We start from the raw sequence: 26652 nt of genomic DNA on the forward strand, positions 1-26652 counted from the left end.
GTCAGAGTCGCGTCCGCAGCCCCATCTCGGAGATGCGCAGGAAGGTGGCGAGCTGCCGCCGGTACTCCGGAAGCGCCATGCGTCCGCGCAGCAGCGTCTGCGTCAACACCAGCGAGTTGTACGGAAGCGTCCCCACCAGGATGGCGCGCAGCATCCACTCCCGCAGCCGGCCGTGGTGCTTTCGGAAGTAGGCCACCCGTGTGCGCCACAGCTCGATGCGCACCTTGTCAGGCCCCGTGGCGGAGGGACGGAATGAGCGGCTCGTCAGGTGCGTAATCACCGCCTCCGGACAGAACGCCACCTCCCAGCCCGCCTTCCACGCCCGGACACACCAGTCCGTGTCCTCCGTGTTGCCCAGGGGCGACAGCTCCTCGTCGAGCAACCCCACCTCCGCCAGCGTCTCCTCCCGCACGACGATGCAGGCCCCCAGCACCCAGCTCACCCGGGCATCCTCGTGTCCGTACTGCGCGGGGTCGATGTCCTTGCGCTTCAGGAAGTGCAGCGGGCTCGGAAGGAAGAGCAGGTCGAACAATTGCCCGGACAGCGACATGGGCCGGAAGGTGCAGTTCTGGATGGTGCCATCCGCGTTCAACAGCCGTGCACCCGCCATGCCCACTCGCGGATTTTCATCCATGAAACGGACGAGCGAATCGAACGCATCCTCGTGGACGATGGTGTCGTCATTGAAGATGCAGAAGTGGCGCCCGCGCGCCTGTCGCAACACCTGGTTGTGATTGGCGGAGAAGCCCTTTCGAGCGGAGTTGAAGAGCCAGCGCACCTGGGGGAAGTCGCGCCGCATGGCCTCCACGCCTCGCCCATCCGTGGCGTTGTCCACCACCCACACCTCGAAGGTGCACTCCCGCGTCGTCGCGTACAGCGTCCGCAGACAGTCGTGCAGCAGCTCCGGGTTGCTGTGGTTGACGATGGAGATGACCAGGTCCGGCTTCGTCATCGGATGCCTCACGTCCCTCTCATGACACCGGGCTCACCGGGACAGTCCGAGCGGCTCGCCGCGCCCGGATGAACGCGAGGATGTCGCGCACCTCGCCCAGGAGCGAGAGCGTCCCCGGCAGGCGCTCGCGCACGAGGATGAGCAGCGCGAACACCACCGTCCCCACCGCCCAGCCCGACAACCCACCGTCTCGAATCCAGAGGCGCACCACCAGGAAGGCCGCGGCCACGACCATCCCCACGGTCACCAGCGGCTCCACCACCTGGAGCACCAGCCCGCGCAGCGCCGGGTTGAGCCGCGACACCCGCCACGCCGTCACCCAGACCTCCCCCAGCGACACCGCCAGCCCGATGGGCCCCACGCTCGCCAGGCCGAAGCGGTGGATGGCCCACGTACCGACACTCCACTTCACCACGCCCACGCCCACGACGACGGCCAGCCGCTCCCAGGGGCGGCCTCCCGCGTTCTGCGCGGTGGCGAGCAGGCCCGTCAACACGATGAGCAGACACTCCAGGCTGAACCACTGCACCAACGGCACCGCGGCGACCCACCGCTGCCCGAAGAACAGCGGCACCAGCACGGGCATCCCGAGCACCGCCACGGGGAGCGTCAGCAACAGCACCACGGCCAGCCGCCGCAGCGAGGTGCGCAGGTACTCCGCGAAGCCCTCCGGGTCATCCTGCATCCGGCAATAGGCCGGGAAGGCCACGCGGTTGAGGACGACACTGAGCATCATCGGAGTGGAGGCCAGCGCCACGGCCCAGTTCACCAGCCCCACGGCATCCTTGCCGAGCACCCTCCCCACCACCAGCGGCACCCAGCCCGCAACCACGGCCGCCACGAGCGGGGGGAGTTGGAAGGCCAGTCCGAAGCCCAGGAGCCGCCGCAGCACGTCCACCCGGAACGTCCCGCGCGGGCGCCACGGCGAAGCCCAGCCGATGCACACCAACCCCACCACGCCGCGAACCAGGGACCCTAGCGCCAGCGCCCACGCCCCCAGGCCCGCCGCCGCCAGGGCCAACGTACTGGCCACCTGGGCGATGTTCTCCGCCAGCTCCGCCCGCGCGATGGCCGGAAAGGCCAGCCGCCGCTCCAGCGCCATCAGCGGAATCACGCGCAGCGAGGACAAGAACAGCCCCAGGGCCATGACCCACACCATGGGCACCGCCCCTTCGCCCAGGGCATAGCCCTCCGCGAGCTGGGGGGCCAACGCGCAGACGACGGCGACGATGACGGCGGTGAGCGCCTGGTGGCACCAGAAGATGGTGAAGGTCTCATCCCGCGTGGGCTCATGGGGCTGACGCACCAGCGCCGCGCTCAACCCCAGGTCCCCCAGGAACACCCCCAGGGAGGCCGCATAGGCGACGATGCCAAACAGACCGTAGTCAGCGGGGAACAGCAGCCGGGAGAGCACCAGGGCGCTCACCACTCGCAAGCCTTGCGAGGCCACGGTCCGCGCTATCAGCACGACCATGCCCTTCAGGGCACGGGCCTTGACGTCGCCAGTGTCCACGTCGGGTGCGGCGGTCGCGGTCATCGCAAGGGGGACAGCCCGCTCCCGGGCAGCAAAGACGAGGGCCGCCCCAGGTGGACGGCGCCCACTCGATGCTACCGGGGCCGTCCCACCCTCACAAGCAATGCGAGGGCGTCGGGACAGTGGGTCAGCGGCTTGACTGCTTGGGTGCCCGACGCGTGGTTGCCACCCAGGAAGCCCCGGGGCTACGGTCCGCCGGGCATGTCACCGAGCCACTCCCTCTTCCAGTTCCTCAAGCGCGAGGTGCTCGTCAGCGAGCACGAGGTCTTCCACCGTACGCTGCGGGACACGCTGGTGGGCTCGTGCGACAGCGTGCTCGATATCGGCTGCGGCTCGGGCTCACCCCTGAAGAAAATCTCGCACCTGTTCTCGCGCACCGTGGGCGTGGATGGCTACCCGGCGAGCATCGAGCGCAGTCGCGCCGCGGACATCCATCAGGAGTACCACTGCATGGACCTGCTCGAGGTCGGCAAGCACTTCGCGCCCAAGAGCTTCGACGCGGTCATCGCGCTGGACGTCATCGAGCACTTCGAGAAGCCCGAGGGATATCGACTGCTGGAGATGATGGAGTCACTCGCGCGAAAGCGCGTCGTCATCTTCACGCCCAACGGGTTTCTTCCCCAGGATGAATGGGACAACAACGTCCATCAGGTCCACCGCTCGGGCTGGGAGGTCTATGACTTCGAGCTGCGCGGTTATCGCGTCACCGGCATGAGCGGCTGGAAGCCGCTGCGAGGTGACTTCGCGCTGCCCCGCCTCCGCCCCGCGCGACTGGGCAGCCGGCTGTCCATCCTCACCGAGCCCTTCGCCACGCGCTTCCCCCAGCACGCCTTCCAACTCCTCGCCGTCCGCGACCTGGAAGCCTCCTGAGCCGTGACCTCCTCCTCCGGCGAACCACGGGACGGTGACAGGCCCGTCTCGTGGCACCTGCTCACCGGGGAGTATCCACCGCAGCCTGGCGGCGTCAGTGACTACACCCGGCTGGTGGCTCAGGCGCTCGTCCACGCAGGGCAGCAGGTGCATGTCTGGGCACCGGGAGAGGCAGGCGCACGCGAGGAGCTCGGCGTCACGGTGCACCGCGTTCCCGGACTCTTCACGCCGATGGGGCTGCGCCACCTGACGCGCGAGCTGAATCACTGTCCCACGCCAAGGCGGCTGCTGCTCCAGTACGTCCCGCACGCCCTGGGCATGAAAGCGATGAACGTTCCGTTCTGCGCCTGGTTCGCCGCGCGTCGCCAGGACGAGCGCTGGGTCTTCTTCCACGAAATCGTCTACCCGTGGAAGCCAACGTCTCCGCTGCGCCATCAAGTGCTCGCGGGAGTCACGCGGGTGATGGCGGGGATGGTGGGCGGCGCGGCGGAGCGACTCTTCGTGTCCATCCCGTCATGGGCGGAGCACCTGCCCGCGAGAGTCCGACATCGCGCGGAATGGCGCCCCATTCCCAGCACGCTTCCAACAGAAGTTCCGGAACAGACGCGTGAAGCAGTACGGCTGGCACTGGGGACGGGGCCCTGGCTGGGCCACTTCGGCACGTACGACCCCGCCATCAGCGAGCTCCTGTCGACGGTCCTCGTCCCACTGCTGCGCGCGGACGAACACCGCAAGGGCCTGCTGCTGGGACGGGGCAGCCGACGCTTCGTCCAGGAACTGGGCCTGCGACATCCAGAGCTCGCCCCACGAATCACCTCGCGGGATGACCTGGCGCCCGCCGAACTGTCGGCACACCTGTCGTCCGTGGACCTGTTGATACAGCCCTATCTGGATGGCGTGAGCACGCGCCGGACGACCTCCATGGCCGGGCTGGCACTGGGATGTCCCCTGGTGACCCAGACCGGGCATCTCACGGAACCCTTCTGGCGCGAGTCGCGGGCCGTCGCCCTCGCGGAGGACACCACTGCCGGGGCGCTGCTCGAGTGCGCCGAATACTTCCTGGCCCACGCGGAGGAACGCGCCGCATTGGGTGCGCGCGCGGCCCGCCTGTATCGCGAGCGATTCACCCTGGAACGCACGGTGGAAGCACTCCTGCACCCGCCAGGGAGCACTCCGTGACGTCCTCGACGCCCCTCCGACTCGCGGTGTTGATGGACCCTCTCGAAGAGGGCTGGCCCAGCATGGACCTCGTGGGCGAGGCACTCGTCGATGGACTGGAGGCCTTCCCTGGCGAAGTCTCCGCCCAAGGCCTGCGGCCACCCCTGCCGGCCGTGGCCCGCCGGCTGCCACGCCTGGGCTCGCGGCGCGCGGCGTTCAACGTCGACCGCATCCTCACCCGCTTCGGCCTCTACCCGGCGCGCGCGCTGCTCGCGCGCTCCCGGTTCGACGCCTTCCACATCGTCGACCACAGCTACGCGCAGCTCGTCCACGCGCTCCCGGCCTCGCGCACCGGCGTCTTCTGTTACGACCTCGATGCGTTCCGCTCCGTCGTGGAACCTCACCGCGAAGCCCGGCCCGCGTGGTTCCGACTCATGGCCAGGACCCAGCTTCGAGGGCTCGAGCGCGCCGCCATCGTCTTCCACAACACCCAGACAATCCGGGACGAGTTGCTCACGCATGGCGTGGTCGACCCCGCCCGTCTCGTCTGGGCCCCGCTGGGCACCTCTCCCGAGTACCGCGTCGAAGCCGTCCCGGGAGACCAGAGCCAGCAAGTGCTCGCGCCCCTCGAGGGCCGGCCCTACCTCCTGCATGTCGGCAGCGCGATTCCGCGCAAACGTCTGGACGTGCTCTTCGACGTGTTCGCCGCGCTGCGCGCCCGCCACCCGGACCTGCGCCTCGTCCAGCAGGGGGGCGCGTTGAACTCGGCGCAGCGGGAGCACGTCGCTCGACTTGGCATCGGCGACGCCCTGTTCCAACCCCCCTTTCAGCAGCGGTCCACGCTCGCGGGCCTGTACCGCAACGCGAAGGCCGTGCTCATCACCAGCGAGGCGGAGGGCTTCGGGCTCCCGCTCATCGAAGCCCTGGCCTGCGGCGTCCCCGTGGTGGCCAGCGACCTGCCCGTGCTGCGCGAAGTGGGCGAATCCACCTGTCTCTACTGCCCCGTCGGAGACCTCTCCGCGTGGACGGAGACCGTCGACTCCCTCCTCACCGGACGCGTGTCACCGCCGCCGCTCACCCGTCGCCTCGCCCGCGCGGCGTGTTTCACCTGGACCGCGCACACGCGCGCCATCCTGGATGCGTATCAGCGACTCGCGCGCTGAATCACAAGAGCGAGGGCAACGTCACGTGGTGCTCGATGAACGCACCCGCCCGGATGTCGACAGAGCTGCTGTGCGGCCTTCCAAGGTCCGGGCCCCGCACCTCCAGCCGGTGAATGCCCTCGGGCAGCTCCAGCACGTACTTCTCGCCGTGGCTCTTCCCGTCCACGAGCACGTCCTGGAGCGGAGGCCCGTTCACCTTGAGCACCACCGTGCCCATTCCTCGAGGCGCGGTCTTCTGGACTCGCGCACGCGTCGTGTCGCGACGGGGTGAGCGCGTCCGGGCTTGCGCCAGGAACGCCCAGCCGCCCACCACGACCACCAGGGCCAGCGCGCCGCCCACCAGCAGCTTGCGCGAACGCAGCGGGCGCAGCGGCTTGTGGTCCAGCGACGTCGCCTCCAGCAGCATCGTGGGCGTCACCATGATGCTCGTCGGACGCTCGGAGTCGGAGATGGGCCCCCGGCGGCGAGGCTCTCGCCGTCCACCCTTCTTCCCCTTCACCTGGGGAATCGCCTGGAGCAACTCCGTCGCGCGCGTCTCCGGGGGCGGTGCGGAGAGCCGGGTGGCGCCTTCGGAGAACCCCGCGAGGACGTGCTTCAGCTCGCGACGCACGGACTCCGCGGAGGCGGGGCGCTCGGTGGGTTCCTTCGCCAGCAGCCGCATCACCAGCGCCTCCAGCGCGGAGTTCACCTCCCGGTACTTGGAGAGCGGCGGAGGTGGCGTGCGGACGTGGTGGACGATGATGGCCATGGCCGACTCACCCTCGAAGGGCAGTCGCCGCGTCAGGAGTTCGTAGGCGATGACCCCCACGGCATACAGGTCCGTCTGCGGGCTGACTTGATGTCCACACGCCTGCTCCGGAGCGATGTATTCGGGAGTGCCCACCAGGGCGTTGGCATGCGTCTGGGGCGTGCTGCCGTAAGGCGCCTCGCTGCGCTTGGCGATGCCGAAGTCGAGCACCTTGACGGACTCGCTGCCATCACCCTCGCGCACCATGAAGACGTTGCCCGGCTTGAGGTCGCGGTGGATGACGCCCACCCCATGCGCCGCGGCCAGCGCGCTCAAGAGCGCATCGAGGATTCTGATGACCTCCACTTCCAACATGGGGGCGCGCTGGTGGATGACCTCGTCCAGCGGTGCGCCCTCCAGGTACTCCATCACCAGGTACTGCCCCACGTCGGGGATGGTCCCGAAGCCGAAGATGTCGATGATGCCGCGATGACGGATGGCCGCCGCCGAGCGCGCCTCCGTGGCCAGGTCTCGCGCGCGACCACCTTCGACGAAGTCCGGGCGGATGACCTTCACGGCCACCCTGCGCCCGATGACCGAGTGCTCTCCCTCGTAGACGATGCCCATGCCACCGCGGCCGATGCGGCGCTTGATGAGGTAGTCGCCCACCTTCGTGCCCACCAGCGCGTCGCGGGTGACGGACTCCTCCCACTTCATCGCCCGCGCCGAGTACGCTGGGGGAACCCCCGACACCAGGGGACGCACGGGCTCCGGCAACATGTTCCGCTCGCGCTTGAACGTGGCCTCGTCCGTGTCCTCTTCCGCGTCCGGGCGATACGCACCGGCCGGCGCCACGACTCCGACGCGAAACACCTCCTGCGGGCACACCGTGACACCCGGTCGATGGTCCGCTCCGCAGCGCGGGCATTTTCGAGAGGGGCTCATCGTCTCTCGGACTATCGCTCGGCCCACTGGGTGGAATCCATCTCACCGAGGGCAATCGCAACGCCGTAACACGCGGCTTTCCTGGATTCACTTGCCTGGCTTGACTTCATCCAAACCAATCTCAGCCCCCCCCCCGCGCCCAAGCAGAACGCGGTCGGAAACGACGCACGGGCGCGATTGACGGGTTCGGAGGGGTCTGCTTCGGTCCCAGGCGCGTGCGCGTCCTCTTCCTCAATCCCGTGGGCATCCTGGGTGGCGCCGAGCGCGCGCTGCTGGACCTGATGGCCTGCCTGCGCCAGTTGGACGCGGGGCTGTCCCTGCACCTGCTCGCGGGCTCCGAGGGCCCGTTGCTGGACGCGGCCAGGGCCGTGGGCGTCGACACCCGCCTCCTTCCGCTTCCAGCGGGGCTGTCCGGCCTGGGCGACAGCGCACTGCGTGGGCAGGGGCCTGGGGAGGCGTGGCGCTTCGCGCGAAGCCTGCTGCCCGCGCCCGCGCTCCTCGCCGGTTACGGCCGTGCGCTGCGTCACGAAGTCGCGAGGCTGCGGCCGGACCTGCTGCACTCCAATGGAATCAAGACCCACCTGCTGAGCCCCGTCACGGCGGGCCTGCCGCTCAAGCGCGTCTGGCACATCCACGACTTCTTGAGCGAGCGCCCCCTGGTGCGACGCGCGCTGGGCACGCTGGCGCCGCTGGCCTCGGCGGCCATCGCCAACTCCCGCGCAGTGGGCGAGGACACGCGCTCGGTGCTTGGCCGAGTCCCCGTCCACGTCGTCTACAACGGCGTGGACACGGAGCGCTTCGCACCGGGCGCCCCGGCGGACCTGGACGCGCTCGCGGGATTGCCCCCTGCTCCGGAGGGCACGCTGCGCGTGGGGCTGGTGGCCACCTACGCGCGCTGGAAGGGTCATGACGTCTTCCTGGAAGCCGCCGCGTTGCTGTCGCGTCAGGCGCCGACGCTCGCGGTGCGCTTCTACCTGGTGGGCGCGCCGCTGTACCGGACCCCGGGCTCCCAGTTCACCGAGGATGAGCTGCGGCGGTACATCGACCACCACCAGCTCACCGGCCGGGTCGGGCTGGTGCCCTTCCAGGCCAACCCGGCCGCCGTCTACCGCGCCCTGGATGTCTTCGTGCACGCCAGCATACGCCGCGAGCCCTTTGGTCTCACCATCGCGGAGGCCCTGGCCTGCGGGACGCCCGCCGTCGTCTCGCGCGCGAGCGGCGCGGCGGAGGCGCTCACGGACGGAGTGGATGCCCGGCTCATCGAGCCGGGTGATGCCCGCCTCCTCGCCACGGCGCTTCGCCCCCTGCTGTCGGAGGCGAGAGAGCGCGCGCGACTGGGCGAGGCGGGCCGGAAGAGCGCGGTGGCGTGCTTCTCTCGCGAGCGTTACGCGCGTGAGGTGCTCGCCGTGTACCAGGCGCTGCTGTCCACCTGACGGGCCGCCGTCCATTCTGGTGCCTTGACCCGGTGGAGCGGGTCTGGTTCGGTCCTCGGTGGACCGGGAGCCTCCGTGAAGCGGCCTCGCAGACTCGTCACCGTCTCGCACTCCTATGTCGTCTCCCTGAACCGGCGCCTCGCCAACGAGCTGGCGCGCGTGGGAGCGGGGACGTGGGAGGTGAAGGCCGTGGCGCCCCGCTCCTTCCAGGGAGACCTGAGCCCTCTCCTCTTGAAGCGCGACGACGGTGAGGCCGCGACGCTGGAAGCCGTGCGGGCCTTCTTCAGTCGCTCCCTGCATGCCTTCGTGTACGGGCCGGAGCTGCGCGGCTGTCTCGCGGGCGACGTGGACCTCGTCCATTCCTGGGAGGAGCCCTACGTGCTCGCCGGATTGGAGGTGGCCCTGCTCACTCCTCGCCGCACGCCCCTCGTCTTCTGCTCGGCGCAGAACCTCTTCAAGCGCTACCCGCCGCCCTTCGCGCAGGCCGAGCGTTTCGTCATCCAGCGCGCCTCGGGCTGGGTGGCCTGGGGCGAGACGGTGAAGGAGCTCCTCACCACCCGTCCCGGCTATGCCGCGAGGCCCGCGCGCGCCATCCCCATGGGCGTGGACGTGGAGCTGTTCCGTCCACACCGCGCCGCGGGCGAGGCCTTCCTGCGCGAGCAAGGCTGGGATGCGCCGGGCCCTCCCGTGGTCGGCTACCTGGGACGCTTCGTTCAAGAGAAGGGGGTCCCCCTGCTGATGGCGGCCCTGGACCGACTCCAGACGCCGTGGCGCGCCCTGTTCGTGGGAGGAGGCCCCCTGGACGGCGCCCTGCGAGCATGGGCCTCACACCATGAGGGCCGCGTGCGCATCGTCACCGGCGTTCCCCACGGCGACGTGCCACGCGCGCTCAACGCCATGGACCTGCTGTGCGCGCCCAGCCAGACGACGCCTCGGTGGAAGGAGCAGTTCGGGCGCATGCTCGCGGAGGGCTTCGCCTGCGGGGTGCCCGTGCTGGGCAGTGACTCGGGCGAGGTACCTCGCACCGTGGGCGACGCCGGCCTCGTGCTCCCCGAAGCGGATGTCCCAGCGTGGACCGCCGCGCTGGCCCGACTCCTGGAGAGCCCCGAGCAACGCCGGGAGCTCGCCGCGCGCGGACGGGAGCGCGCCGTCACCCGCTTCGCATGGCCTGTCGTGGCACGGGCCCACCTGGACTTTTTTGAAGAAGTCCTGGCGAGCCGCTGACCGCGTTCAGCCCTCGCGCTCCATCACCTCGACGAGCGTGGACGCCATGTCGTCCCACGTCCTGGAGCGCAGCGACTCCGACAGCGAGGCCAGCGGCGCGGCCCAGGCGCTCGCATTCATCCGCCAGGACTCCAGCGCGCCCACGAGCCCCGCCACGTCGTCCGGGTCGTTCAGCAACAAGTCCCGCAGCGCGGCGGGATAGCGCTCCGCTACGCCCGCGGCGCGACTCACCAGCGCGGGCAACCCCGCGCACAGGGCCTCCTGAACTCCCAGCCCATAGGCCTCGTAGCGCGTCGGCGCCACGAGCAGGTCCGCGGCGGACAGCAGCACCGGCACATCACTTCGGAACCCGAGGAACTGGATGCGCTCCGACAGGCCACGCACCCGCGCTTCATGCTCCCAGGCCTCGCGCTGCGCGCCCGCGCCCACCACCTTGAGGTCCGTGTCCCAATCGCCTCGGGCATGAAGTCGGGACCACGCCTCGAAGAGCGTGTCGAAGCCCTTGCGCCTGTCGCCCAGCGCTCCGATGAAGAGCGCCACCCGCCGGTCCGTCGGCCAACCCAGCGCCGCGCGCGTCGCGCTCCGAGTCTCCAGCGAGACAGGGTGGAAGCGCTCCGGCTCGCTGCCGTAATAGACGACATGCACCCGCGCCTCGGGGACGCCCGTCGCCGCCACCAGGTCGGCTCGAGTCCGCTCGGAGTTGGCGATGATGACGTTCGAGCGCCACAGCGCCTTGCGCTCATCGTTCTTGTAGCGCTGGTGACTCACCCGCCCCTTGAGCCGGCGAAGCGCACCGCCCACCGGCTCCGAGACGTAGGCGCCGTGGACGTAGTGCACCCAGTTGGCGCCAGGGACGACGCAGTTGCCACCATTGGCCAGGACGCGGCCACCCTCGGCGCGCGTGCGCAGGGCCCAGGCGCGTCCCATGGCATCCAGCAACGGCTCGCCCAGCAGATAGGAGTTCGCGGGCTTGGGCACGTGCACGAAGCGCACGTTGGGGAAGCCGAGCAGTTCGTCCGCCACGCGGTGCGCCACCAGCCGCACGGGGCCGCCTTGCTTCGCCAGCCAGAGCGCCAGCGCGAGGTTCGCCCGGTCCATCCCACCGGTGGCCACGAAGTCACCGGCGATGAGCGTGTAGGGTCTTCGCATGAGTCCAGGCGCCCAGGAGCGCCGCGTTGAGCAACCAGAACTCCATGCCCACCTGGCTCATGAAGAACGGATAGCTGAAGGTCAGCGCCAGCGCGCCCAGGTTGTACGCGAAGATGACGCTCCCCCACAGCCAGAACTCCTCACCCAGGTCCTCGCGCCGCCGCGCGATGCGCAGCACCCAGGCCATCGTTGCAAGCAGGCCCAGCGGATAGAGCACCATCACCAGGGCCCCACCGTCGTAGACCCACGCCGTCCACTGGATTTCCGCCCACAGGCCCGGGTAGGCCGGGTCGGAGTTGTCCCCGAAGTACGCGTTGGGCATTCCGTAGCGTCCCAGGCCCGCGCCCAGCGGATACTCCGGCAGCAGGTGCTCGAAGGTCCCCTCCAGGAAGCGCCCCCGGTTGCTGCGGTAGACCTCCTCGGGCTTCGCCTCGAACAAGGAGTCCCAGCGCGACTGCACCGCGTCGCCCCCGACCGCGACGGCCCAGCCGAAGGCGAACACAGCCGCCCCGCCCACCACGGCGAACAGCTTCGCCAGCCGCCCCACCCGGCCCGTGAGCGTGAGCACGAAGGCCATGGCCGCTAGACACACGACGAGCATCAGCGCAATCGCGCGAACCTGGCACAGGTAGAGGCTGAGCAGCCCTATCAGGATGCCACCGCCGCTCAGCCCGCGCGTCAGCCCGCGACGCGACGACAGCAGGAAACCGCTGCCGAGCAACACCGCGTAGAACGCGCCCGTCGCCGCGCCACCCGGCATGTCCGTCAGCCCCATGGGACGGTAGACGCGCTCGCCGCTCGCCGTCTCGAACTCCAGGCTGCGCAGGTAGGAGTCACCCTGCGACTGCACGGCGGAGGAGACGGCGGGCTGGAAGCGGCCCGGGAAGTAGACCTGGAGCACACCCACCGCCGCGCTCGCCACGTTGAAGAAGAACAGCAGCGCGAGCGTGAGGCGGAACACCTTCGGGTCGATGGACAGCCGCGTCACCCAGAGCAGCGGAGCGATGATGGAGAGCTGGATGCCGAGCTGCGCCGCCGCGCCCAGTGGACTGACGGTGCCCGGGTTGAAGAAGTTGAGCGCGGTGATGCCCAGCGAGCCCAGCACGAAGGGCAGGGCCGGATGCCTCAGGCCCCGTCCCGGCACGCACACCAGCAACGCCAGGCTCATGCCGAAGGCCAGGATGCGCACCACCAGGCGCAGCGGACCGATGGCGTCCACCAGCAAGGCGAGCTGACAGAAGATGAGCAGGCCGATGAACAGCGGCACCAGCTTGCCCGACGACAGCAGGCCCCTCCTGGGCTCGGCCCTCCGCGTCACCACCTCCAGCGGTACATCCGGAGCGCGGCGCACGAACTTGCGCCCGAGCACGCCCGGCCCCTGCAGCCCCGGTCTCACCCCGAGCGGTGGGCGCGGAGCACTCACGCGGCCACTCGGGAAACGGACATGACGGAGCGCAGGTCCTCGTCCAGGCTCGCGAGGAAGACCTCGGGCGCGCAGAGCCTCGCCGCGCGAGCGGGCCCGCCCTCCCCCAGCCTGCGCCGGGCCTCCGCGTCGACCACCAGGCGAAGGAGCGCCGAGGCCAGCGCGCCGGCCTCGGGCGCGACGAGCCTGCCACACGTCTCGTCCACGATTTCCAGGGGGCCACCCAACGCGGTCGTCACCACGGGAAGTCCCGCCTGGAGCGCCTCGACGAAGGCCAGCCCGAAAGAGTCCGGCGATGTGTTGGGCTGACAGTGCAGGTCCGCCGCGCGCAACAACCGGGGCACATCCGAACGCTGCCCGAGGAACCGCACCCGCCCCTGCAGCCCGAGCGCCTTCGACTGCGCGAGCAGCCCGTCCACGTAGCGCGTCTCCTCCTCGCGTTGAGCGCCCCCCACCACCCACAGTCGCCACCCTCGCGCCTCGCGCATGCGGCCCAGGGCCTCGAGCAGCAGCCGATGCCCCTTCAATGCCTGCATGCGACTGACATGGATGATGACCACGTCGTCCTCGCTCGCGCCCAGGTCGGCACGCAGCAAGGCCCGCTCCGCCGCCTCCAGCTCACGCGCTGCCTCGGCGACCAGCGGGTGCCGCACCCGATAGGCCGCCCGGGGATAGACGGACCCCAGCGAGCGCGCCGCGAAGGCGCTGTTGGACAGCACCAGGTCCGGGGGGGTGACGCTCGCCCAGCGCTCCAGCCAATGCGCGCCGGCCAACGGTTCGTGCTGGAAGAACACCAGCGGGACGCCGGCCGCGCGCACCACCGGACCGAACAGCGCCTGGGGCCAGACCGAGTGACACACCGCCGCCGAGTACGCGCCCTGCTTCAACACCGCGCCCAGGGCCCGCCGCGCGCGCCACACCGTCCAGGGATGGCTCACCTTCGCTGGCCCCAACAGATGCACCGTCGCGCCCGCGGCGCGCAGCTCGTCGGCCAGGCGTCCCTCGAAGCACAGCGCATACTCGTGCACGGTGCCCTCCGGGTGGCGCGCCGCCACGCGCGCCAGCGAGACGAGGAGGGATTCGATGCCGCCGTAGAGATTGCCACTGTAGACGTGCAGCGCGCGCATGGTGGGCCTCAAGACCTCCCCGACGCGGCGCGAGCTGGCACTTCGGACGGAGCCTCCGCCACCGACATGGGGCGCCCCAGCGCCTCGGCGTACAGCCCCAGACTGCGGGCCGCCATGACGTCGTGCCGCAGCGCCCCCATCGCGCGTTCACGCCCTCCACGTCCCAGCTGCCGCACCAACTCCGGCTCGTCCAGCAGCCTGCGCGCCGCGCGTGCCAGCGCCACCGCGTCACCCACCGGCACCGTCAGCCCCGTCTCCTCGTGGCGGCTCACCCAGGGTACGCCCGAGTGAGGAATCGCCGTGTTCAACACGGGCAGCCCGCTGGCCATGGCCTCGACTTGAGACAAGCCATACGCCTCGCTCCGGGCGTTGCTGGGAAACCACAGCGCCGTCGCCGCGCGATAGGCTCCAGCGAGCGCGTCGGGCGACAGGTAGCCCGCCCATATCACGCGCGCCTCCACGCCCAGCGCCTTCGCCTGGCGCCGCGCCTCCGCCTCCACCGGCCCCTCGCCCACCACCACCAGTCGCCCCGGCACCCGCGTCAGGGCCTCCAGCGCGGTGAACAATCCCTTGTAGTAGACGAGCCGCCCCACCATCAGCCACAGCGGCTCGCCCGCGGCCACCTCACGCCACCGGGCCTCTTCCGTCCGAGCGGAGGCGGACGGATGGAGGAAGGGCGACACGTCGATGCCCAGGGGCAGCGCCCGCACCTTGGAGCGGAACGCGCGCAGCAGCGCGGAGCCGGGGACATAGGCGTCGCTGGTGGCCAGCACCCGGCACGCCCGCGCATACAGGAGCGCCTCGAAGGGACGAAAGAGCGCACCCGCCACCCTCTGACGGATGACGTCACTGTGGTGGGTGATGAAGACGGGCGGCAGTCGGGGCACGGCGTCCAGCGCCAACACCATGGTGGGGTTGGGCGTGTGAACGTGCACCACGTCCACGCCCCGTCCGAGCGCGCGCCACAGCGCCCCGGGCAGGTCCGTCAGCAGGTCCATCCGCGCCACGGAGGCGCGGCGGCCCAGCCTCACCACGCGCACCGGACCGTCCCAGTCCTCGCGCGTGGGACTTCGCCCCAGGAACTCGTGGCTCGTCCCTGTCCCATCCGCTGAGTGGTTGGCGCAAATCACCTCCACCCGCGCGCCCAGCGCGGCCTGCTCGAGCGCCAGCGTCCGGACATGTGCTTCCATTCCACCCGACGCGGGCGGATAGAACTTGCCCAGGTGCAACACCCGCAGACCCGCTCCCGCCGGGGGCGTGCTCACGACTGCGTCACCCCGTCCTTGGACTCCTCCGCGTACTGCCCATAACCCTGGTAGGCCAGGTACGAGTCCCCGTAGCGCGGCGCCTTCAAGTCCACGTCGTTGAGGATGGCGCCGTACATGCGCGCCTGCACGTCCGCCAGCGAGCGCAGCGCGCGCCGGGCCGACTCGCGGTTCGTCTTGCCCGCCTTGAGCACCAGCACCACGCCGTCACACTGCGTCGCCAGCACCGCCGCGTCCGCCACCGCGTTGAGGGGCGGGCTGTCCAGGATGACGCGGTCGAACTTCCCCGCCGCCGCCTTCAACAGCTCCGTGAAGGCCCGCGTGTGCAACAGCTCCGCCGGGTTGGGTGGGATGGGGCCGCACGGCAACACGAACAGGCCGGGCACTTCCGTGCTCTTCACCGCCGCGTCCAGCGTGCCCTCGCCCACCACCAACGAGGAGATGCCCAGTTCGTTCGGCACGCCGAAGGCCCGGTGCAGCCGGGGCCTGCGCATGTCCGTGTCCAGCAGCAACACCCGGTTGCCGCTCTGGGCCATGGCCACGCCCAGGTTGATGCTGGTGGTGGACTTGCCTTCCTGAGGACCACTGGACGTCACCACCAGCGTCTTGAAGGGTGTGTCCGGAGACATGAACAGGAGGTTGGTCCGGATGGCCCGGCAGCACTCCGCCACCGACGACTTCGGCTCGCGGTGCACGTAGAGGTCCCGGTCCTTCGGCGGGTGGTGCCCCTCGATGCGCGGCATCACGCCCAGGAACGCCAGCCCCAGCCGCTCCTCCACGTCCGCCTGCGTGGCCACGCTGTTCTCCAGCAGGTCCAGGAGCAGCGCCACGCCCAGCCCCGCGAGCACCCCCATCACCAACCCCACCAGCAGGTTGCGATTCACGTTCGGCTTCACCGGGATGTACTGCGGCCGGGCCGAGTCCAACACGCGCACGTTGCTGGTGCGCAAGAGGCCCGACAGCTCGATGTCCTTGAGCCGCTTGAGCACCAGCTCGTAGAGCCGCTGGTTGTTGTCCGACTCGCGCTTGAGCCGGTCGTACTCGATGGACTTCTTGTTCACCTGGAACGCCTCGGCCTTGGCGTCGTCCAGCAGCCGCACCAGGTTCTTGCGCTGCGCCTCCGCCTCGGACAGCTCCGTCTCCGCCGAGCGAACCAGGTTGCGCAGGCTCTTGAGGAAGTCGGCCTGAATCACCGCCAGCTTGCCCTGGCACTCCAGGAGCTTCGGGTGCTCGGGCAGGTAGCGCTCGGTCAGCTCCGCGCACGCCACGCGCACGTCCGTGTAGGCCTTCTTGAGGTCCTGGATGGAGCCATCCTTGGCCCCCGGCAGCGCCTCCGCCCACAGCTCGTCGTCGGGCGAGGCCTTGCGCAGCTTCTGGATGGCCTCCACGCGCGCCTGCAGCGCGGCGATGCGGGTGCTCACCTCGGTGAGGTTCAGGTTGTAGCTGTTGATGCGGTCGCTGACGATGCTCATCCGCGACTCCAGCGACGTGGACAACATGTCCGCGTCCTTCTTGAAGTCGTAGACGGCCATCTCGCTCGCCTTGGACTGGTTCTCCAGGTCCTCCAGCCGCCCCTCCAGCCAGCTTTGCGCGTCCTCCGTCATGCGCAGCTTGAGCGCCAGGTTCTCCGCCATGTACGCGCCCGCCACTTCGTTGGCGAGCAGCGCGGCGCGCTGGGCATCCAGGTCATCCACCGCGATGTTCATCACCCGCGAGTCCTTCGCGGGCAGCACGCGGATGCGCGACTGGAGCAGCCCCACCGCGTCCGAGCCCTGCATGGCCTGGACGCGGGCCTTCTCGTCCTGCAGGCCCGCGAGCCCCAGGAAGCCTGGGTCCGTCGACAGTCCGAGCTTGTCCACCACCCGGCTGGCCACCGCGCGCGAGGTGATGATTTCGCTCTGCGTGGCGTAGTACTCCTTGTTGAACCAGTAGTTGCTGCGCTCCTCGCCCATGACCTCCTTCACCTCGCCGTCCAGGAAGCGAGGCGCCATCACGTCGATGATGAGCGAGGTGCTGGCGGAGAAGACCTTGGGCTGGCGCAGCGTGTAGACGGCCGCGAGCGCCGCCACCACCACCGCCACGCCGAGCACGACCCACTTGCGTCGCCAGAGCGCCCGCGCGCGGAGCATCAATCCCGCGGGCGTCGGGCCGTTGTTGCCACCGGCCGGGTCGAACACGGTTCCTTCCACGTCTTGTCTCTCCTGGAGCCTGGAGCGCCTGGGCCGGGGCCGACCTTCACCCACACCCATGGACACCGTCGTCGAGCGTGCCGTGTCCGCCCCGGGTTGTCCATCGTTCCGCCGTCGCCTGGACGCCCCCCTTCCACCCTTCTTCGAGGGAGGAACGCGCGCATTCGGGCCGCCTGTGCTAGGGAGCGCGACGTGAGCTTTCCGCACTCCGTCATCATCCCTTTCGACTCGTCCACTGTAGATGCCGCCGCCCATTTCGCCCGCGCCCTGGCGGGCCGCGCGGAAGTGGTGCTCGCCGGAGACGGCCAGCCTGATGTGGCATCACGGCCCGGCCTGCATGTGCTCAGCGTCCAGGGAGGCAAGGGCGCGTCCATCCGCGCGGCGCTGTCCCACGTGACGAGCGCCGTGACGGTGCTCCAGGACCCGGATGCGGCCTATGCACCGGACGCCTATGAGGCCCTCATGGGCCCCCTCCAGGCGGACACCGCGGACGCCGTCTTCGGCCGCCGTGGCACCCCCGGCCTGACGCCGGAGCTGTGGGCCGAGCGCGCGATGGGCCATGTCGCCCGCTTCGTCACGGACGTGCCGGTGAAGGACCCGCTCAGCGGCGTGCGCGCGTTTCGCACGGAAGCCCTGCGCTCCGTCACCCTCACCAGCGATGACGACGCGGTGGACGCCGAGCTCGTCGTGAAGCTGGCCGCGCAACTCTACCGCCTCACGGAAGTGTCGCTGCCGCCCATGCAGGCCGTGCCCCGCCGCCCGCGCGCCGCGCGCCTGTCGCAGCTGCGCACGCTGATGCGCTACGCCACCGTGCGCGACGACGCAGACAACCAGCACGAGGGCTACACCACGCTGGAGCGCATGGACGGCGCCACCCACTACAACCAGTGGCTGGGCCGCCGCTTCCGCGCGCACCTGGGCCGCCGCGTGCTGGAGATTGGCGCCGGCATCGGCACGATTACCCGCGAGCTGGAGTCCGGCGCGGAGCTGCTCATCGCGCTGGAGGTCGACCGCTTCTACGTCGACCGCCTGAAGAACCTCTTCCGCGGCCGGCCCCACGTCCGCCCGTACCTGTCCGACGTGGCCCTGGCGGACTGGGAGTCGCTCAAGCAGGAGCGCCTGGACACCATTGTCCTCTCCAACGTGCTGGAGCACATCCCCGACGACGGGTCCGCGGTGCGCCGCTTCCGTCAGATTCTGGCGCCCGGCGGACGGGTGCTCATCCTCGTCCCCGCGCTGGAGCAGCTGTTCGGCAGCATCGACGAGGCCGTGGGCCACTACCGCCGCTACACCCCCGCCAGCCTGCGCGCCGTGCTGGAGGAGAATGGCTTCGAGGTGGAGAAGCTGGAGTGGATGAACCTGGTGGGCATGCCCGGCTGGTTCGTCAACAGCCGGCTGTTGCGCCGCCGCTCCGTGCCCAAGCTCCAGCTCAAGCTGTACGACACGCTGGCCCCGCTGTTCGCCCGCGCCGAGGCGAACGTGAAGCTGCCGGTGGGCATGAGCCTCTTCGCCGTGGCCCGCGTCACCGGAGGCGACGCTTGAGGATGCGCCTCCCGGCGACGACGCACCACACCGCGGGGAGCACCACGCCGTGAGTCTGGCGCCAGGGCCGGCCACCGACTCGCAGACCCCTTCGGAGTCCTCGGCGCCCGGCCCCACCGGGAAGCCCGTCATGGCCTCCCGGGGCGCGCCTCGCGCGGTCTGGGCCGCCCTGGCGGCGCTGTATGTGTTGTTGTTTCCATACCACCCGAAGCTGCGCTCACCCAATGAGCTGTGTCGGCTCTGGCAGAGCATCGCGCTGGTGGAGCACGGCACGCTCGACATCAACCAGGTGCTGCGCGACCGGGGCTACGTGGGCGACCTGTCCGTGAAGGATGGGAAGTACTACCCCAGCAAGGCGCCGCTGCTCTCGTTCGCCGCCGCGCCGGTGTACGCCGCGCTGCGCGCCGCCTCGGGTCCGGAGCCGGTGCCCGAGGTCCCCCTCGTCTTCTTCTCGCGCCTGTGGCTCACCGTGCTGCCCACGCTGGGCCTGCTGTGGCTGGTGCGGCGCTACCTGCGTGCCACCCTCACTGCGCCCGTCGCCGACGCCCTCACCGTGACGTACGGACTGGGCTCGCTGGCGTTCAGCTACTCCCTGTTGTTCATGAGCCACCAGACGACGGCGGTGCTGCTCTTCGCCGGCTTCTATGCGCTGTGGCGCTGCGCGCGCGGGGAGTGGCGCGAGCGGGGCTATGTCCTCGCGGGGGCGTGCGCGGGAGCCACCGTGGCGGCCGAGTACACCGGCGCCCTGGGGGTGCTCGGGCTGGTGCTGTACGCCGCGCTCACCTTCCTCTTCCGCGACGTCCCGGCCCGCGAGCGCTTGCGGGGCCTGGGCCGCGCCGCCGGGCTCGCCACGCTGGGCGCGCTGCCCTTCGTGCTCGCGCTGATGGCGTACCACCAGGCCACCTTCGGACATCCGCTGACGAGCGGGTACAAGTACCTCAACGACTCCGGCTACCAGCCGTGGCACCTGGGCGGATTCCTGGGCATCCGCACGCCGGACCCGCGCGCCTTCACCCTGTCGCTCGTCTCTCCGCTGCGGGGGCTGTTCACGCTCGCCCCCTTCCTGCTGCTGGCCGTGCCCGGCCTTTCGCGGCTGCGTTTCCGGCGCGGCGCCGACGTCTCCGCCGAGCAGCGCGCCCTGGCGTGGATGACGGCGGCGCTCCTCGCGGGCTACCTCTACTTCACGTCCTCCTTCTCCTATGACTCCTGGGGCTGGACGACGGGGCCGCGCCACCTCACCGGCCTGGTGCCCTTCCTCCTGCTGCCCGCGGGCCTGTGGCTGGAGCGCCTGCGCGAGCGTCAAAGCCTCACCGCCCTGGGCGCGGGCGCCATGCTGTGCGGAGCCGCCATCCTCACCACGGGGCTGGCCACCTTCGTCAATTACATCCCAGACGACGTCTCCAACGCCCTGGGAGGTCTGACGTTGCCGCTGCTGCACGCCGGCTTCTTCCCTCCCTCCGTGCTGTCCTTCCTCGGTGTGCCCCAATCCATCGCGGGCGTGCTGCTGCTCGTCCTCCTGGTGGCCGTGACGGGTTGGGTCCTCGCCACTCTCTCCACGCCCCCCGGGCGGCGCTGGCCCGCCCTGCCCTCCGTGGCCGCCGGTCTCGCGACGCTGCTGCTGGTGACCACCCTGCATTACCAGACCACCGAACATGACGACGCGGACCGCAATGCCGTGCGGTTCCTGGAGTCCGTGTGGCTCGCGCCTCCCCAGGGCCACGTGTCGTTCTGGCCCCGTCAGCCTCACTGAGACGCCTGAGTAACCGGAGGCGCGTCCAACTCCCTGGGCGGGCTCCATGGCGACGACCTCCTCGCCGCCAGCGGCACTCCCCGGGCACGACGTTCCGTGCCACAGTTGTCTCCTCCCAAGGAGGCAGTGACGATGATGAAGCGGGTTGCCCTGGTGATGAGCCTCTGTCTGGCCCCAAGCGTCTACGCGGAGGATGAAGTCGCGGACGTGTGGAAGGCCAAGTGCAAGTCGTGTCACGGCGACGACGGCAAGGCGCAGACCAAGATGGGCAAGAAGGAGTCCATCGTCGACATGAGCCAGGCTGCCTGGCAGGCGGCCGAGTCGGACGCGGACATCCGTCAGGCGATTGCCGACGGCTCCCCTCGCAACACGAAGATGAAAGCCTTCAAGGACAAGCTCACCGCCGCGCAGATTGACGCGCTGGTGGGATACATCCGCACCATGAAGGCGAAGTAGGGCCCCGCGGCTCGCTGAATATCCCTCCGGGGTGCGCGTCAGCCGGACAGAGAAACGGAGCCGACCATGAAGACCCTCTCCACCGCCCTCGTGTTCTGCCTGTCCATGGCCGGTCTGTTCGCCTCGGTTCGCGCCGATGCCCTGACCTCCCCGCGAATCGAGCCGGGAGTGTCCCGGCCCGAGCCCCTCTCGCTGCGTCCTGGCGACGGCAAGGGAGGTGGGGACGGGGATGACAAGGGCGGCGACGACAAGGGTGGCGACGACGAGGAGGACGAGGAGGACTACCGCTCCCGCTACGCCGGTGTCTCCGGAGCCGCGGCGCTGGAGCTGGTGGACCCCGGTGTCCTCAACGACTTGATGCGCCTGCGCGCCGCGGCCCGGTACGGCCGCTACTGAGCAGGCAGGCGTGCCCTCGGCTCAGGCCCAGCGCGTCTGGGTCTCGTCCTGGGCCTGGACCACGCGGGGCAGCGTCACCGAGAAACACGTCCCGGCCTCCAGTGAGGACGCGACATCCACCCACCCGCCGTGGGCCGTGACGATTTGCGAGACGATGTAGAGCCCCAGGCCCAGCCCGTGACGGTGGGGCCGGGGCATGCCCGGCTCGGGCGTGGCGCGGTGGAAGGGCGCGAACAGGCGCGGGCGCAGCGAGTCCGGAATGGGCGGCCCGAGGTTGTGGACCTCCACGCGCTGGAAGAGCGGGTCACTCGCCGCCAGCCGCACGCGCACCGACGTGCCACTGGGGCTGTGTTGCAGCGCGTTGCCGACCAGGTTGGAGAGCACCTGTCCCAGCCGCTCCTCGTCCCAGATGCCGCGCGACTCGCCGTCCACCTCCAGGTCCACCTGATGCTGGGGATGGGCCGGCTCCAGCTCGGAGATGATGCGACGGCACACCGACTCCATGCACACCTCGCGCGGACGCAGGGGAATGCCTCCCGCCATGCGCGCGCGGGTGAAGTCGAGCAACTGTTTCACCAGCCGCGCCATACGCTCGGCGCTCCCGTCGATGCGCTGCGCCACGCGCCGCGCCTCCGGCGTCAGCGTGGCCTGGGCCAGCAGGGCCGCTGCGGACAGCCGCACCGCCGCCAGCGGGTTGCCCAAATCGTGCCCCAGCACGCCGATGAAGCGCTCCTGGAAGCGCGCCTCCTCGTCCCGCTCCAGCTCCTGGCGGCGGCGCGCGGTGACATCCCGGCTGATGCCGAACAGGCCGTAGACGGTGCTGTCGCCCCGACGGAGCACGCCCTTGGTCGTCTGCCAGATGCGGTCGCTTCCCGGCCCGCCCTCTGAGTCCTCGTAGGTGGCGGTGACGCCGGACTCCATCACCGCGCGGTCATGCGCCAGCGTGGGCCCGGCGACGTCCTCGCCCAGCAACTCCAGGTCCGTGCGCCCGAGGATGTCCTGCGGCGCCCGATTGAACGCCCGCGCGGTGGCGGGATTGATGAGCACGTAGCGCGCATCCACGTCCTTCACGTAGATGGCGTCGGTGGCGCTCTCGATGACGGCGTGCAGCAGGTCATGGTCCCTGCGCAGCGTCTCCTCGGCGGCCATCCGCTCCGTCAGGTCCTCCAGGAAGACGACAACGCCGTCCTCCCAGGGCGACACCCGCGCCAGCAGCCAGACGAGCCCCACGGAGGACTGGCGGGAGACACGCACCACCTCCGGCTCGCGGCGCACCGCCACTCGGACACACGCGGCGAACAGGCCACATTCGCCCACCCACGGCGCTTCCTCGAGGAGGCGCTGGCGCACGAGCGGACGCTCATCGCGCCCCAGCCAGCGCTCCGCGTGGACATTCGCGGAGACGCACTCGAAGTCCAGGATGCCGTGCCCAGCGGAGCGGACGCTGCGCAGCACCATCACTGCTTCGGAGGGGGGTGCGCCCGCCCCGCTCATCAACCTGTTGCTCCAACGGCCGGATTGCATGGCTGGCGTGTGGCACCCCCCAGCGATGCCTTGCAGGAGAGTAGTTCCTGCCCCGGGCATGCGGCCAACCCACCCCAGGTACGGCTGATTCGTGGCGGACACAGCATTCGTGGCCGCGTCGGCTCCGACACACGACACGCAATGCGCTCTGTCGTTGACCTGTCAGGGGCATGCCCCTAATTACCCTGCGGCCCTCAGGGGTCCACTCATGGACACTCCTTTCACACAGAGGCGGGATGACGAGGCGGCGCAGCCTGGCGGCGTGCCGCTCGTGGCGGGTGACACCTTCGCCCGGTTGCTGGCGGAGCTGCGCCCGGGACACCGCGCGCGGACGCAGGGACTGAAGGGCTCCGCCCGGGGCCACGTGCTGGCTCGCCTGCACCGTGAAGCACGCGCGCCGCTCGTCTGCGTGGCGGCGGACGAGGAAGCAGCCGATGCCCTGGCCGCCGACCTCGCCTTCTTCCTGGGTGGCACCGGCACGCTGCTGCGGCCGAGCGTGCTGCGCCTGCCCGCCGACGAGGTGCTGCCCTACGACGAGCTGTCCCCGGAGGCGGTCGCCGTCACCGAGCGGCTGGGCGCGTTGTTTCACTTGTCTCAAGGCACGCGCTTCCCGGTGCTGGTGCTATCCCTGCGCGCGCTGCACCGCCGCGTGCTGCGCCCGGACGTCATGGCCGCGCTCACGGACCGGGTGGTGGTGGGCCAGGAGTACGACCGGGACGCGCTGGCGCGGAAGCTCTCCCGGATGGGCTACCAGAACAGCCCGATGGTGGAGGACGTGGGGACGTTCTCCGTGCGCGGCGGTCTGCTGGACGTCTTCAGCCCGCTCTACGACAAGCCGGTGCGCCTGGAGTTCTTCGGGGACACCATCGACTCCATCCGCGCCTTCGACCCGGAGTCGCAGCGCACGGTGGACGCGCTGAAGGAAGTGGACCTGGTGCCCGCGCGGGAGCTGCTGCTCACCGAGGACACCCGCCCGCGCGCCGAGGCCGCCGCCCGCGAAGTGGCCGAGCACATCAACCTGCCCACCATCCAGCTGCGCGAGCGGCTGGACGCGTTGCGCGAGGGGATGCCCGGCTTCGGACTCGAGGGCCTGCTGCCCGCGCTGTTCGAGGGCGGACTGGCCACGGTGTTCGACTTCCTGCGCACGTGGAGCCCGGAGGCGCCGGTCTTCTACCTGGACGACCCGCTGGAGCTGGGGCGCGCCGCGGACGCGCTGTGGGACGAGTTGGAGCGAACCTTCGTCGCGGCCGAGGAGCGCAAGGACCTGGTGCGCCCGCCGGCCGAGCACTTCCTCTCGCGCGAGGCCGTCGCGGAGCTGCTGGGCGCCTATCGCGTCGTCGAGGGTGGAGGCCTGTCGCTCACGCAGTCCGAGAAGCCGCCGGTGCTCTTCCAGTTCGGCGGCACGCAGGACCTGCGGGAGGCGATTCTCGCGCACCATGGCGAGGAGGGGGCGCTCTCGCCGCTGGTGGACCGGCTCCAGCGCTGGCGGGACTCGGGCGTCGCGTGCGCGGTGGCGTGCGGCACGCTGAGCCAGGCGGACCGGCTCAAGCGGCTCTTGCTGGACCGCGACGTCATGGTGAAGGTGCACACCGAGCCCATGACGGACGCGTCGGTGCTGTACGAGCCGTCGGTGTGGGCGCACCTCTTCACGGGCGAGGTGAGCCAGGGTTTCGTGGACGGCTCGGGCGGGCTGGCCGTGCTGTCGGACGAGGAGATTTTCGGCGTCCGCGCGCGTCGGCGCGTCAAGCGCGGCAAGAAGCTGGATGCCTTCGCCGCGGGCTTCAAGGACCTGAAGGAAGGCGACCTCATCGTCCACACCGACTTCGGCATCGGCCGCTACTCGGGCCTGACGAAGATGCAGGTGAACGGCGTGCCCGGGGACTTCCTCGTCCTGGAGTACGCGGGCCGGGACAAAATCTACCTGCCGGTGGGCCGCATGCGGCTCATCCAGAAGTTCACCGGCGGCAACCCGGACACCATCCAGCTCGACAAGCTGGGGACGACGAGCTGGGAGAAGACGAAGAAGCGCGTCAAGGAACAGCTCCTCAAGATGGCGGCGGAGCTGCTGCAAATCGCCGCCTCGCGCCGCGCCCACCCGGGCCACTCCTTCAGCGCGCCGGACCGCTACTTCGCCCAGTTCGAGGCGGACTTCGAGTTCGAGGAGACGCCGGACCAGGCGAAGGCGATTGAGGACGTGCTGGCGGACATGCAGAAGCCGGAGCCCATGGACCGGCTCGTCTGCGGCGACGTGGGCTACGGCAAGACGGAGGTCGCCATGCGCGCGGCCTTCAAGGCGACGCTGGACCGCAAGCAGGTGGCGGTGCTGGTGCCCACCACGGTGCTGGCGCAGCAGCACTTCCTCTCCTTCAGGAAGCGCTTCAACGACTACCCCGTCACGGTGGAGGTCATCTCCGGACTGAAGAAGCCGCCGGAGGTGCGGGACATCCTCAAGCGCGCCAAGGAGGGCAAGGTCGACATCCTCATCGGCACGCACAAGCTGTTGGGCGGCGAGGTGGCCTTCAAGGACCTGGGGCTGATGATTGTCGACGAGGAGCAGCGCTTCGGCGTGAAGCAGAAGGAGTCGCTGAAGAAGTGGCGCTCCCAGATTGACGTGCTGACGCTGACGGCGACACCCATTCCCCGCACGCTGCACATGAGCATGTCGGGTGTGCGCGACATGAGCATCATCGCCACGCCGCCGCAGGACAGGCGCGCCATCCGCACCTTCGTCATGAAGTACGACGCCATGGTGGTGAAGGAGGCGATTGAGCGGGAGGTCGCTCGCGGCGGGCAGGTCTTCTTCGTGCACAACCGCGTGGAGTCCCTGCCGTCCATGGAGCAGCAGCTGCGCGAGCTGGTGCCACAGCTGTCCGTCGGCGTGGCGCACGGACAGATGGGTGAAGGGCAGCTCGAGAAGGTGATGTTGGAGTTCACCGAGCGCAAGCACCAGGTGCTCCTGTGCACCGCCATCATCGAGAGCGGCATCGACATCTCCAGCGCCAACACGATGATTGTGAACCGGGCGGACCAGTTCGGTCTCGCGCAGCTCTACCAGCTCCGAGGCCGCGTGGGCCGCTCCAAGGAGCGCGCGTATGCGTACCTGCTGGTGCCCACGCGTCGGGCGGTGACTCGCGATGCGCAGCGGCGGCTGGAGGTGCTCCAGAACTTCACCGAGCTGGGCGCGGGCTTCTCCATCGCCAGCCATGACCTGGAGATTCGCGGCGCGGGCAACCTGCTGGGCGAGAAGCAGTCCGGCGCCATCGCCGAGATTGGCTTCGACATGTACGCGCAGCTCCTGGAGGAAGCCGTCGCGGAGCTGCAGGGCCAGCCGCCCAAGGTGCAAATCGAGCCGGACGTCACGCTGCCCATGCCCGCGCTCATCCCGGACGACTACGTCAGCGACGTGCACCAGCGGCTCGTCTTCTACAAGCGCTTCAGCCAGGCCGGCCACCCCGACGAGGTGACGGACCTGCGCGCGGAGCTGGTGGACCGCTACGGCGAGGCGCCGGACGAGGTGGACCACCTGTCCGAGCTGACGCTGCTGAAAATCGACATGCGTGATTTGCGACTGCGGGGCCTGGAGGTCGGCACCCAGCGGTTGGTGGTGACGCTGGGCGCGGACGCGCTCCTGGACGGACCGAAGGTCGCCGGGCTGGTGCAGCGCTCGAAGGGCTACTACCGCCTCACGCCAGACATGAAGCTCATCGCCCGCGTGGCGCAGGGCCTCCAGGGACATGACCTCATCGCCGAGGCGCGCAAGGTGCTGAGGGACCTGGACCACTGCTCGCTGCCCCGGAGCTGAGCCGTCCCGAAACGAGAAGAGGC

General features: G+C 70.1%; 19 protein-coding genes. 10 read left to right on the forward strand and 9 right to left on the reverse strand.

Annotated elements, in window-relative coordinates:
• Position 1 precedes the first annotated feature (1 nt).
• Entirely contained in the window at positions 2-952 is a 951-nt protein-coding gene (locus HUA76_RS01065; RefSeq protein WP_174454552.1) for a glycosyltransferase family 2 protein, read from the reverse strand.
• Positions 953-971: 19 nt separating this feature from the next.
• Positions 972-2489, reverse strand: coding sequence for an oligosaccharide flippase family protein (locus tag HUA76_RS01070; RefSeq protein ID WP_174459746.1), 1518 nt, complete (start codon positions 2487-2489; stop codon positions 972-974).
• A 198-nt stretch (positions 2490-2687) separates the two neighbouring features.
• Between HUA76_RS01070 and HUA76_RS01075 the strand changes: the two genes are divergently transcribed.
• Genes HUA76_RS01075 through HUA76_RS01085 form a run of 3 tightly spaced genes read left to right on the forward strand, consistent with a single transcriptional unit; the run spans position 2688 to position 5677 of the window.
• Positions 2688-3356, forward strand: a complete 669-nt coding sequence (locus tag HUA76_RS01075) for a bifunctional 2-polyprenyl-6-hydroxyphenol methylase/3-demethylubiquinol 3-O-methyltransferase UbiG (protein WP_174454551.1) — start codon at positions 2688-2690, stop codon at positions 3354-3356.
• A 3-nt stretch (positions 3357-3359) separates the two neighbouring features.
• Positions 3360-4535 carry a glycosyltransferase gene (locus tag HUA76_RS01080; protein WP_174459747.1) on the forward strand — a complete coding sequence of 392 codons (1176 nt, stop codon included), beginning with the start codon at positions 3360-3362 and terminating at the stop codon, positions 4533-4535.
• Between the two features lie 32 nt (positions 4536-4567).
• Complete coding sequence (locus tag HUA76_RS01085) at positions 4568-5677, forward strand: glycosyltransferase (protein ID WP_174460429.1); 1110 nt, start codon at positions 4568-4570, stop codon at positions 5675-5677.
• Position 5678: 1 nt separating this feature from the next.
• On the opposite strand, the gene HUA76_RS01090 is transcribed toward HUA76_RS01085, so the two are convergent.
• Positions 5679-7259, reverse strand: coding sequence for a serine/threonine-protein kinase (locus HUA76_RS01090; RefSeq protein WP_174459748.1), 1581 nt, complete (start codon positions 7257-7259; stop codon positions 5679-5681).
• Between the two features lie 305 nt (positions 7260-7564).
• On the opposite strand from HUA76_RS01090, the gene HUA76_RS01095 reads away from it, so the two are divergent.
• On the forward strand, positions 7565-8782 hold the full coding sequence (locus HUA76_RS01095) for a glycosyltransferase family 4 protein (RefSeq protein WP_174459749.1): 1218 nt from the start codon (positions 7565-7567) through the stop codon (positions 8780-8782).
• Between the two features lie 75 nt (positions 8783-8857).
• Entirely contained in the window at positions 8858-10006 is a 1149-nt protein-coding gene (locus tag HUA76_RS01100; RefSeq protein WP_174459750.1) for a glycosyltransferase family 4 protein, read from the forward strand.
• A gap of 6 nt (positions 10007-10012) precedes the next feature.
• Here the strand turns inward: HUA76_RS01100 and HUA76_RS01105 are convergent, their stop codons facing one another.
• Genes HUA76_RS01105 through HUA76_RS01125 form a run of 5 tightly spaced genes read right to left on the reverse strand, consistent with a single transcriptional unit; the run spans position 10013 to position 17159 of the window.
• Positions 10013-11155, reverse strand: coding sequence for a glycosyltransferase family 4 protein (locus HUA76_RS01105; RefSeq protein WP_254613957.1), 1143 nt, complete (start codon positions 11153-11155; stop codon positions 10013-10015).
• Positions 11124-12578 (reverse strand): hypothetical protein, encoded by a 1455-nt coding sequence (locus tag HUA76_RS01110; RefSeq protein WP_371745656.1) that lies wholly within the window; start codon positions 12576-12578, stop codon positions 11124-11126. The genes HUA76_RS01105 and HUA76_RS01110 overlap by 32 nt, the downstream gene beginning before the upstream one ends.
• Positions 12575-13705, reverse strand: coding sequence for a glycosyltransferase (locus HUA76_RS01115; protein ID WP_174459751.1), 1131 nt, complete (start codon positions 13703-13705; stop codon positions 12575-12577). Before HUA76_RS01115 ends, HUA76_RS01110 begins: the two co-directional genes overlap by 4 nt.
• Before the next feature lie 8 nt (positions 13706-13713).
• Positions 13714-14970 (reverse strand): glycosyltransferase, encoded by a 1257-nt coding sequence (locus tag HUA76_RS01120; RefSeq protein ID WP_174454545.1) that lies wholly within the window; start codon positions 14968-14970, stop codon positions 13714-13716.
• A complete protein-coding gene (locus tag HUA76_RS01125) occupies positions 14967-17159 on the reverse strand; it encodes a polysaccharide biosynthesis tyrosine autokinase (RefSeq protein WP_174454544.1) in 2193 nt (730 codons plus the stop codon). Before HUA76_RS01125 ends, HUA76_RS01120 begins: the two co-directional genes overlap by 4 nt.
• 192 nt (positions 17160-17351) lie before the next feature.
• Here HUA76_RS01125 and HUA76_RS01130 point away from each other — a divergent pair, with 192 nt between their 5' ends.
• The 4 genes from HUA76_RS01130 (at position 17352) to HUA76_RS01145 (ending at position 21303) form a co-directional block, all read left to right on the forward strand.
• The gene (locus tag HUA76_RS01130; RefSeq protein ID WP_174454543.1) at positions 17352-18701 is read left to right on the forward strand and encodes a bifunctional glycosyltransferase/class I SAM-dependent methyltransferase; all 1350 of its coding nucleotides are present in this window, start codon (positions 17352-17354) and stop codon (positions 18699-18701) included.
• Positions 18702-18750: 49 nt separating this feature from the next.
• Positions 18751-20451 (forward strand): hypothetical protein, encoded by a 1701-nt coding sequence (locus tag HUA76_RS01135; protein ID WP_174459752.1) that lies wholly within the window; start codon positions 18751-18753, stop codon positions 20449-20451.
• A 132-nt stretch (positions 20452-20583) separates the two neighbouring features.
• On the forward strand, positions 20584-20907 hold the full coding sequence (locus HUA76_RS01140; RefSeq protein ID WP_174454541.1) for a c-type cytochrome: 324 nt from the start codon (positions 20584-20586) through the stop codon (positions 20905-20907).
• Between the two features lie 66 nt (positions 20908-20973).
• Positions 20974-21303 carry a hypothetical protein gene (locus HUA76_RS01145; RefSeq protein ID WP_141641766.1) on the forward strand — a complete coding sequence of 110 codons (330 nt, stop codon included), beginning with the start codon at positions 20974-20976 and terminating at the stop codon, positions 21301-21303.
• 21 nt (positions 21304-21324) lie between these two features.
• Here the strand turns inward: HUA76_RS01145 and HUA76_RS01150 are convergent, their stop codons facing one another.
• Positions 21325-22827 carry a PAS domain-containing sensor histidine kinase gene (locus HUA76_RS01150; RefSeq protein WP_174459753.1) on the reverse strand — a complete coding sequence of 501 codons (1503 nt, stop codon included), beginning with the start codon at positions 22825-22827 and terminating at the stop codon, positions 21325-21327.
• Positions 22828-23035: 208 nt separating this feature from the next.
• Between HUA76_RS01150 and mfd the strand changes: the two genes are divergently transcribed.
• A complete protein-coding gene (gene mfd / locus HUA76_RS01155; RefSeq protein WP_174459754.1) occupies positions 23036-26629 on the forward strand; it encodes a transcription-repair coupling factor in 3594 nt (1197 codons plus the stop codon).
• Positions 26630-26652: the final 23 nt, after the last annotated feature.

Origin of the sequence: Myxococcus sp. CA056 (assembly GCF_013336715.1) — a bacterium.
In the GTDB taxonomy this organism is placed as follows: Bacteria; Myxococcota; Myxococcia; order Myxococcales; family Myxococcaceae; genus Myxococcus; species Myxococcus llanfairpwllgwyngyllgogerychwyrndrobwllllantysiliogogogochensis.